The sequence below is a fragment of the Pseudomonas sp. TMP9 genome, assembly GCF_037943105.1.
In the GTDB taxonomy this organism is placed as follows: Bacteria; Pseudomonadota; Gammaproteobacteria; order Pseudomonadales; family Pseudomonadaceae; genus Aquipseudomonas.
Genome location: NZ_CP149803.1, coordinates 2137316 through 2147500 on the forward strand (window position 1 = coordinate 2137316; position 10185 = coordinate 2147500).

Consider the following 10185-nt stretch of genomic DNA (forward strand, 5'->3'; position numbering starts at 1 on the left):
GACCGGGAATACCCGTATGCTTAACGCTATCCAGTGGGACACTGATTTGATCCGTCGTTACGATCAGGCCGGCCCGCGCTATACCTCCTACCCCACTGCTGTGCAGTTCCATGAACGCATCAGCCAGTTCGACCTGCTGCATGCCCTGCGCGAAAGCCGCAAAGCATTGCGACCCCTGTCGTTGTATGTGCACATCCCCTTCTGTGCGCACATTTGTTACTACTGCGCCTGCAATAAGGTCATCACCAAAGATCGCGGCCGCGCTCAGCCCTACCTGGAAAAACTCGAGCGCGAAATTGAGATCATCAGTCGCCATCTGGACCCACAGCAAAAGGTTGAGCAGCTGCACTTTGGTGGGGGAACACCGACCTTCCTCAGCCATGATGAATTACGCCATCTAATGGGCCATCTGCGAAAGCACTTCAATTTGCTGGATGACGACTCGGGCGACTACAGCATTGAAATCGACCCGCGTGAAGCTGACTGGTCAACCATGGGCTTGCTCCGTGATTTGGGCTTTAACCGCGTCAGCCTGGGCGTACAGGATCTGGACCCGACAGTGCAGCGGGCGGTTAACCGCTTACAGACCCTTGAAGAAACCCGCGCCATCGTCGAAGCCGCGCGCACCTTGCAGTTTCGCTCGGTAAACATCGACTTAATCTATGGCCTGCCGCTGCAAACTCCAGAGCGTTTCGCCCTTACCGTAGCTGAAATCATTGCGCTGCAGCCTGACCGGCTGTCGCTGTTCAATTACGCTCACCTGCCGGAGCGTTTCATGCCACAGCGGCGCATCAACACCAGCGACCTGCCCAGCGCTGGGGATAAGCTCACCATGTTGCATGCCAGCATTGAACAACTGACGGCTGCTGGTTACCGCTACATCGGCATGGATCATTTCGCCCTACCCGATGACGAACTGGCCAGCGCTCAAGAAGACAGCAGCCTGCAACGAAACTTCCAAGGCTACACCACCCATGGCCACTGCGACCTGCTGGGCCTTGGCGTGTCATCAATCAGCCAGATTGGTGACCTTTATTGCCAAAACAACAGCGACCTCAGCAAATACCAAGAAAGCCTTGGGATTAGCGAGCTAGCTACCTTACGCGGCTTGCACTGCGACGCTGACGACCGTCTACGTCGCGCAGTCATCCAGCAATTGATCTGTCATTTCTATTTGCGCTTTGCCGATATCGAACAGGCTTATGCCATCGATTTTCGCACCTACTTCACCGAGATCTGGCCGCAACTGCAACAAATGGCTAGTGATGGGCTGATCGAACTGACCGCCCAGAGCATCCACGTACGGCCTGCAGGTCGTCTACTGGTGCGCTCGCTGTGCATGCTGTTTGACCGCTACCTCAGCGAAGTCAACCAACAGCGTTTTTCCCGAGTCATCTAATTGTTCCCTGAAAACAACTGCGCCCATCCTTGATTTAACCACGGTCAATATTTACTGACTCACCTGAATGCACTGGTTAGCGGCACTCTGCAAGGCTGAAACCCCTCGCAGAGATGCATCGTAGTGGCCCTGCCCTATCGGCCTGCGTTACCCTTACGGCCCGTGTGCGTTTAACTCAGGATGGTTAGTGATGTCCGAAAGCATCAAGTTGCATAGCCCACATCAAGCCCATTGCAAGGATTGCAGCCTGGCGAGTTTGTGCCTGCCGCTTTCCCTGAACCTAGAAGACATGGACGCGCTCGACGACATCGTCAAACGCGGCCGCCCAATGAAAAAGGGCGAATTTCTGTTCCGTCAGGGTGATGTATTCAACTCTGTGTATGCCGTACGCTCCGGCGCACTGAAAACGTTCAGCCTAAGTGACGGTGGCGATGAGCAAATCACCGGCTTCCATCTGCCCAGCGAGCTGGTTGGGCTTTCCGGCATGGACAGTGATAGCTACCCCGTCTCAGCCGTGGCCTTAGAAACCACTTCGGTGTGTGAAATCCCCTTCGAGCGCCTCGATGAATTATCGGTACAGTTACCGCAACTGCGCCGTCAATTGATGCGCATCATGAGCCGCGAGATCCGCGACGATCAGCAGATGATGCTGCTGTTGTCGAAAAAAACCGCCGACGAACGCATCGCCACCTTCCTAGTCAACCTGTCAGCACGTTTCCGTGCACGCGGCTTCTCGGCTAATCAGTTCCGCCTGGCCATGTCGCGCAATGAAATAGGCAACTATTTGGGTTTAGCCGTGGAAACCGTATCGCGCGTGTTTACCCGCTTCCAACACAACCAATTACTCGAAGCAGAAGGCAAAGAAGTGCATATTCTCGACCCTATTGAGTTGTGCGCTTTAGCCGGCGGCAACCTTGACGGCTGATTGAGCGGAAAAGGCAGGGTTTAGCTGGCGTTCTTGGACAAACGCAGTAGCAAAATCCTGATCCACCCGGTCGCAGATTTCACCGAAGCGGGGTGATTTTTCGTACTATCATTCCAGCCAGCTTCGCCCCCGACGAAGCTCAAAATCTGTCGCCAATCCCTGACCGCAATACCTCATGTTGAGGGCCGACTGGCGTTCGCGATCCCACTTGCGCCACTACTCACTCAAGTACACACACCATGAATGAAATGCCCATTAACCCGCTGCCTACTCACTGGCGCCTGCGCCTTGCTGCGATGATGGAAAGCAAGACTGTCGTCCGCCTGATCACGACCCTGATTATTCTCAACGCTGCCATTCTCGGTATACAAACCTATCCCGGACTGATGGCTCAATGGGGTGACGTACTCATAGCGCTGGATCAGCTGATCCTCACCGTGTTTATTATTGAAATTGCGCTGCGATTTGTTGCCCGCGGTCTAGGCCTGTTACGCGACCCTTGGGCAGTATTCGATTGCCTAGTGGTGGGCGTCGCCTTGGTCCCCTCCAGCGGACCGTTCGCCGTGTTACGTGCGCTGCGGGTCTTGCGCGTGCTGCGCTTGATCTCAATCAACCCGAACATGCGCAGGGTCGTCGAAGCGTTGCTGTCGTCACTGCCAGGCATGGGCAGCATCGCCATGCTGTTAGGCCTTGTGTTCTACGTAGCGGCGGTGATGGCCACTCAGCTGTTCGGTGCGGCGTTCCCCGAGTGGTTTGGCAGCCTCGGCGCCAGCCTTTACACCTTATTCCAAGTGATGACCCTAGAGAGTTGGTCGATGGGTATCGTGCGCCCCGTCATGGAAACTTTCCCGCTGGCATGGATGTACTTCCTGCCGTTTATCCTGATTGCGACGTTTATGATGCTTAATCTGTTTATCGCCGTGATCGTTAATGCGATGCAAACCAACCACGAACAGGAAGCCAAGCTGGCCCCGCCTTCGCCTACCGAACAGTTGCTGCTGGATGAGCTGCGCGCCCTGCGCGCCGAAGTTGCTGAGTTGCGCCAACAACGCTGAATCAAAACACTGGATTGCGCCAAGCAGCGGCAACATCAGATGCCGATCAGGAGGCTTCGGCGCGCTTTTCCAGCGTTTGGATCACGTGCTCAGCTAAGCCCGATCCGGCTTCACTCATAGTTAGATAGGTTCGATCAGCGCCTGCTTCCTGGATACGCTGAGCGATGTCTTCATACATCGCATGGGATACCACCAAACCACTGAAGCCGCGGTCTCGTAGCTTTTTCGTTGCAATAATTTTGCCCTCTTCGTCACTGAGCGTCAGGATCACTGCGTCCACTTTTGGCATGTCGAGATGCTGCCAGAACATCGGGTCCTCGCCATCGGCAAACATCACTTGGCGCCCTGCAGCAGTGCTCTGTTCAATTACCATGGGGTCGGAGTCGAGCCCTGCGACCCGATAGCCCTGCTCCTTTAAATAATCGTAAGCCGCGCGCCCTGTCCGACCCATGCCCATTATCACTGCCTGTGTATCGCCCAACGACAACGGCTGCTCATCGGGGTGACGGATATTGCGCTCCAGAGCAATCAGCCGCTTAGCCCAGCGCTCGTAAAGCGGGTGCGCCATGCGATTAAGGGGAGCTGAAATAACAAATGACAGCGCCACCGTTATGGCTAATGGAACCATCCACTGCGGCAACACCACACTCGCCATGATTAAGCCGAACTCGCTGTAGTTGGTCAGGCTCACGCTGCTGAGAAAGGCGCTACGCGCGCGCAAGCGGAAGAGCAGAAACAGAAAGAAGAACAGTACGCCCTTGAGCGGTAATAACAGCGTCATCACCAGTGCAAACGTCAACGCGTTAGCATCCGGAAGGCCGCCAATGCCTATCTGCAGAAAGAAACCAACCAGGAACATTTCCTTGATGCCCCAAAGGGAGTTGGACAGCTCGGTTGCTCGCTTGTGTTTCGCCAACAAAGCGCCGAATGCAAGGGCGCCTAATTCCGAACTAAGGCCCAATTGCTCAAAACCAAAACCGCCGGCGGCAAGGGCTAAGAGCAGACCGAGCAATAACATCAGTTCATCGTGGCCGCTGGCATCCAGCAAGCGAAATAACAGCGGCCGTAACAGCGGCAGGCCAAACACCAACAATGCCCAAGGCGAAGGCAGATCGCCTGCAGCCAAGCTCATTACCAGTAAAGCGATCATGTCCTGAATCACCAAGATGCCAATCGCTACGCGCCCATGGAACGCACGCAGTTCGCGTTTGCTTTCGAGCACTTTGGCTGCCAGCACGGTGCTGGAAAAGGACAGGGCCATCGCCAACAATAAGCACTGATCCCAAGGTAAATCGAGCAACAGCATGATTGCTGAGAGGAATAAAAGACTGGAAATAATGAAGTGCAGCAACCCGCCGACAATGACTTCACGGCGTAAAAGATTACTCGGTTTCAGCTTTAGGCCCACGGTAAACAACAACAGCAACACACCCAGATGGGCAATGTGCTGCAGCGCAGCACTGTCATGCGGTCCAATGCCCAGCTGCTCACCTATCGCGGCCAACGCAAAACCTGCTCCCAGGTAGCCAACCAAAGGTGGCAACCCCACGGCTCGAGCAGCCAGTCCCATGCCAAAGGCAAAGGCGATCCAAGCAGCCTCAATCATCAGTAATCCTTATCAGCGAGGGTCCATACTGGCGAACCATACAAGCAGTTCAAATAAACGAGCGAATCAATTCAGTAGGATACGGGTAGAGGGCTTCGGCAATATTGACCAACATCAGCCATGGCGGCATCGCCTGCAGTGTTGAGACCTTCAAGCACTAACCCAGCCGAACCGCGTTAAACGGCTTCATAATCGAGCCGTGGGTCCATCAACGCTTAACCGTGATGGTCAACGCGCAGATTAACCCCACAGGTCTATTATTGACTTGCTAAAAGCACACCCAATGCGGAAAACGCTACCAAATTGATTAGCCATGAGGCCGATGCATGAAATCGTTCAAAAATAAGGTTGCTGCTATTACCGGAGCAGGCTCCGGCATCGGTCGCTCACTTGCATTAGCTCTAGCCCGTCAAGGATGCCAGTTAGCACTCAGCGATGTAGCCGCTGAGGGGCTGGCCGAAACTGCCGCCCAAGCACGTACGCTGGGCGTCAAAGTCAGCGAGCATCTCGTCAACGTGGCTGACCGTGAAGCAGTTCACGCTTGGGCCGAGCAGGTAGTAGCAGAGCATGGCGGGGTCAACGCCATCTTCAATAATGCTGGGGTCGCCCAAGGCGGAACAGTCGAGGGCAATGACTTCGCCGATTATGAATGGGTCATGAACATCAACTTCTGGGGCGTGGTCAACGGCACCAAAGCCTTTCTGCCACACATCAAAGCCTCCGGCAGCGGCCATATTGTCAACATATCCAGCATCTTCGGCCTTTTCGCTCAGCCGGGCATGAGCGCCTATAACGCTAGCAAGTTTGCTGTTCGCGGGTTTACCGAGTCCCTACGTCAAGAATTGGACATGGCCGATTACGGCATATCAGCCAGCTGCGTTCACCCTGGAGGGATCAAAACCAATATCGCCACGACAGCTCGCATGAATGCCAGCCTTGCCAACATCACAGGTCAGGAAGCGGATAAAGCTCGTCAGCAGTTCAACGATCAACTGCTGCGGACCACGCCGGAAAAAGCGGCCCACACCATTATCAAAGGCGTACTGGCGGACAAGCGACGAATTCTGATCGGGCCGGATGCTTATGTCTTGGATGCTATGCAACGCCTTTTGCCATCACTCTATCAACGCCTAGTGGTCGCCTCCATGCGTCTAGCTGCTCGCTATGCCCCTAAAGACCCAAGCAAGAAAACTCAAACAGCGTCGGATTAGCACGCTCAATTCTCGTAAGTAGCAGTACTGAAGAGCATGCAACGTGCTTGAGTCCAGAAGCAGCGTGTGTGGCGCGTTTGGATGCTTGCGACAATCAGCTATCAGATGCCTTTTGAGCTTTTATCTGCATCCCGACGATGCTTTAGTGAGCTTGGCAACACCCTTTATCATCTGCGTCACCGCCGTGCAGCCCAGTAATCTGGGGGCTTGGTAGGTTACGAGGGGGGAAAAATAAAATAATTGGTCTTAAACCCAACACTTACCGAAAAAACGGCCTATTATGTCCGTGCTGACTTCTTGTAGTTATCAGCAAAACCGCATAGGTGCTATGAGCACTCTGGCACCGCAATTCGTACTGATTTAAGAGACACACCATGGCAAATCGCGAAACTGGCACCGTCAAATGGTTCAACGATGAGAAAGGCTTCGGCTTCATTACCCCAACTAATGGCGGCGATGATCTCTTCGTTCACTTCAAAGCTATCCAAAGCGACGGTTTCAAAAGCCTGAAAGAAGGCCAGACTGTTACCTACGTGGCCGCTCGCGGTCAGAAAGGTATGCAAGCTGAAGAGGTACAGGTAGCTTAAGCTCCTGTCCTGCTTTAAAATAAACCCCGCGCTCGCGGGGTTTGTTTTATCTGCCACTTGCAAGTACGAGCTTATAGACCTAACTGCTTGCTGATGATCTCGTTCATGATCTCGCGCGAGCCACCACCGATCGACAGAATGCGGCTGTCTCGGTAAAGGCGCTCAACTAAGCTTTCCCGCATATAGCCCATGCCACCCATTATTTGTACCGCATCATAAGTGAGTCGGTCGGCTACATCAGTAGCAAAATTTTTGGCCATGGATATTTCCTTAATCACACTTTTACCCGCAGCCATCTTAGCGGCTTGCCTGTAGGTAAAATCGCGCGACACCTCAAGCTGTGTCGCCATCTCCGCCAAGCGATGCTTCAGCACTTGAAACTTACCGATTGGCTTGCCGAAAGCCTCACGCTGCTTAGCCCACTTAAGTGCCTCCTCAAGCGCTAACTCTGCGGTCATGTTGGCCATCAGAGCCAGCGACAAGCGCTCGCTTTGAAAGTTGGACATGATGCAGGCAAAGCCCATGTTTTCAGAGCCGATTAAGTTACTGACCGGAATTCGACAGTCGTCAAAAAACAGCTCAGCAGTATCCGACGCCCACCACCCCATTTTTTTCAGCTTACGTCCGACTGTAAATCCGGGTGTACCCTTCTCCACCACAAGCAAGCTAACTCCACCAAAACCCTCACCACCAGTACGCACTGCAACCGTGTAGTAGTCAGCGCGAATACCACTGGTGATAAAAGTTTTGCTACCACTCAGACGATAGAAGTCTCCGTCACGCACAGCGCGGGTTTTAAGATTAGCCACATCTGAACCACCGGAAGGCTCTGTGACCGCCAACGCCATGATTTTTTCACCGGAAAGCACCTGCGAGACAATACGCTCACGCAACTCAGGTTTAGCCCACTTGACTACAGGCGGCAAGCCAATATCCAAAGAGCCTAACCCTGCCACTAGGCCGCCAGAGCCCGAGCGCATTAGCTCCTCGCTAGCAGCAACCTTGGCAAATACATCACCCTCGTGGCTACCACCAAATGCTTCCGGATAACCAATACCGAGAATTCCTGCAGCACCTGCCTTCAGATAAAGCTCGCGTGGAAACTCTTCAGCCTCTTCCCAGTCATTAATATGCGGCAAGATTTCACGCTCGACAAAACGCCGGACTGAATCACGAACTAACTGATGAGAATCATCAAAGTACTCTTGAAAGGCAGACATAGGATAATTCCGTTAATGTTTTAACAAAATTACCAAGCGCTTGCTTGGTTTACAAGAAAATTATCGATCAGACACGACTGAAGGCCGTGAATATTTAGCCGCTCGGGCAGCCAACCGAAATTGAGCCGGACCTAAAGTGAACGGCAGTTTAGGACCCCATTCAGCATGGCACGCAGGCCGTTGCCTATCAAAGGCTCACATGTGTACGGTTTGTTTTCGGCTGCGCAAAGTAAAACCCCCGACCAGTTTCCTGATCGGGGGTTTTGGTATAGGTGCTTGACGATGACCTACTCTCACATGGGGAAACCCCACACTACCATCGGCGATGCATCGTTTCACTACTGAGTTCGGGATGGGATCAGGTGGTTCCAATGCTCTATGGTCGTCAAGCGATTCAGCTGGAGTACCGTCGTTAGACGCTGCTCCGAATTAGGTATGTGATGTCTTTGGTTTGTAGTTGTGCAAATTTTCGGCTGTTGCAGTCTTCATAGAGACACGCAAACATCAAATTGTTTGGGTGTTATATGGTCAAGCCTCACGGGCAATTAGTATTGGTTAGCTCAACGCCTCACAGCGCTTACACACCCAACCTATCAACGTCGTAGTCTTCGACGGCCCTTTAGGGAACTCAAGGTTCCAGTGAGATCTCATCTCGAGGCAAGTTTCCCGCTTAGATGCTTTCAGCGGTTATCTTTTCCGAACATAGCTACCCGGCAATGCCACTGGCGTGACAACCGGAACACCAGAGGTTCGTCCACTCCGGTCCTCTCGTACTAGGAGCAGCCCCTCTCAAATCTCAAACGTCCACGGCAGATAGGGACCGAACTGTCTCACGACGTTCTAAACCCAGCTCGCGTACCACTTTAAATGGCGAACAGCCATACCCTTGGGACCGGCTTCAGCCCCAGGATGTGATGAGCCGACATCGAGGTGCCAAACACCGCCGTCGATATGAACTCTTGGGCGGTATCAGCCTGTTATCCCCGGAGTACCTTTTATCCGTTGAGCGATGGCCCTTCCATACAGAACCACCGGATCACTAAGACCTACTTTCGTACCTGCTCGACGTGTCTGTCTCGCAGTCAAGCGCGCTTTTGCCTTTATACTCTACGACCGATTTCCGACCGGTCTGAGCGCACCTTCGTACTCCTCCGTTACTCTTTAGGAGGAGACCGCCCCAGTCAAACTACCCACCATACACTGTCCTCGATCCGGATAACGGACCAGAGTTAGAACCTCAAGGTTGCCAGGGTGGTATTTCAAGGTTGGCTCCACGCGAACTGGCGTCCACGCTTCAAAGCCTCCCACCTATCCTACACAAGCAAACTCAAAGTCCAGTGCAAAGCTATAGTAAAGGTTCACGGGGTCTTTCCGTCTAGCCGCGGATACACTGCATCTTCACAGCGATTTCAATTTCACTGAGTCTCGGGTGGAGACAGCGCCGCCATCGTTACGCCATTCGTGCAGGTCGGAACTTACCCGACAAGGAATTTCGCTACCTTAGGACCGTTATAGTTACGGCCGCCGTTTACCGGGGCTTCGATCAAGAGCTTCGCGTTAGCTAACCCCATCAATTAACCTTCCGGCACCGGGCAGGCGTCACACCCTATACGTCCACTTTCGTGTTTGCAGAGTGCTGTGTTTTTAATAAACAGTCGCAGCGGCCTGGTATCTTCGACCGGCATGGGCTTACGCAGTAAATGCTTCACCCTCACCGGCGCACCTTCTCCCGAAGTTACGGTGCCATTTTGCCTAGTTCCTTCACCCGAGTTCTCTCAAGCGCCTTGGTATTCTCTACCTAACCACCTGTGTCGGTTTGGGGTACGGTTCCTAATTACCTGAAGCTTAGAAGCTTTTCCTGGAAGCATGGCATCAACCACTTCGTCATCTAAAAGATAACTCGTCATCAGTTCTCGGCCTTGATCTCCCGGATTTACCTAAGAAATCAGCCTACCACCTTAAACACGGACAACCAACGCCGTGCTGGCCTAGCCTTCTCCGTCCCTCCATCGCAGTAATTAGAAGTACGGGAATATTAACCCGTTTCCCATCGATTACGCATTTCTGCCTCACCTTAGGGGCCGACTCACCCTGCGTCGATTAACGTTGCGCAGGAAACCTTGGTCTTTCGGCGTGGGAGTTTTTCACTCCCATTGTCGTTACTCATGTCAGCATTCGCACT

Annotated in this window: 7 protein-coding genes and 2 rRNA genes (1 of these 9 running past the window's edge); 5 read left to right on the plus strand and 4 right to left on the minus strand. The window is 53.3% G+C overall.

Annotated elements, in window-relative coordinates; all coding sequences use genetic code 11:
• The first annotated feature begins 16 nt into the window (after positions 1 to 16).
• From hemN to WF513_RS10240, 3 genes are all read left to right on the plus strand, one after another.
• A complete protein-coding gene (gene hemN, locus WF513_RS10230; RefSeq protein WP_339079277.1) occupies positions 17 to 1399 on the plus strand; it encodes an oxygen-independent coproporphyrinogen III oxidase in 1383 nt (460 codons plus the stop codon).
• Between the two features lie 190 nt (positions 1400 to 1589).
• Entirely contained in the window at positions 1590 to 2324 is a 735-nt protein-coding gene (gene fnr / locus WF513_RS10235; protein ID WP_339079278.1) for a fumarate/nitrate reduction transcriptional regulator Fnr, read from the plus strand.
• A gap of 239 nt (positions 2325 to 2563) precedes the next feature.
• Positions 2564 to 3379, plus strand: a complete 816-nt coding sequence (locus WF513_RS10240; RefSeq protein WP_339079279.1) for an ion transporter — start codon at positions 2564 to 2566, stop codon at positions 3377 to 3379.
• Between the two features lie 46 nt (positions 3380 to 3425).
• On the opposite strand, the gene WF513_RS10245 is transcribed toward WF513_RS10240, so the two are convergent.
• Positions 3426 to 4985: a cation:proton antiporter family protein gene (locus WF513_RS10245; RefSeq protein ID WP_339079280.1), complete on the minus strand. Its 1560-nt coding sequence runs from the start codon at positions 4983 to 4985 to the stop codon at positions 3426 to 3428.
• 326 nt (positions 4986 to 5311) lie between these two features.
• Between WF513_RS10245 and WF513_RS10250 the strand changes: the two genes are divergently transcribed.
• Both WF513_RS10250 and WF513_RS10255 read left to right on the plus strand, forming a co-directional pair.
• The gene (locus WF513_RS10250; RefSeq protein ID WP_339079281.1) at positions 5312 to 6196 is read left to right on the plus strand and encodes an SDR family NAD(P)-dependent oxidoreductase; all 885 of its coding nucleotides are present in this window, start codon (positions 5312 to 5314) and stop codon (positions 6194 to 6196) included.
• A 374-nt stretch (positions 6197 to 6570) separates the two neighbouring features.
• On the plus strand, positions 6571 to 6783 hold the full coding sequence (locus WF513_RS10255) for a cold-shock protein (protein WP_069516724.1): 213 nt from the start codon (positions 6571 to 6573) through the stop codon (positions 6781 to 6783).
• A gap of 71 nt (positions 6784 to 6854) precedes the next feature.
• Here the strand turns inward: WF513_RS10255 and WF513_RS10260 are convergent, their stop codons facing one another.
• The 3 genes from WF513_RS10260 to WF513_RS10270 all read right to left on the minus strand — a co-directional run.
• Complete coding sequence (locus WF513_RS10260; RefSeq protein ID WP_339079282.1) at positions 6855 to 8003, minus strand: acyl-CoA dehydrogenase family protein; 1149 nt, start codon at positions 8001 to 8003, stop codon at positions 6855 to 6857.
• 274 nt (positions 8004 to 8277) lie between these two features.
• Positions 8278 to 8393, minus strand: a 5S ribosomal RNA gene (gene rrf / locus WF513_RS10265).
• A gap of 134 nt (positions 8394 to 8527) precedes the next feature.
• Positions 8528 to 10185 (minus strand): 23S ribosomal RNA (locus WF513_RS10270) (it continues 1232 nt past the right edge of the window).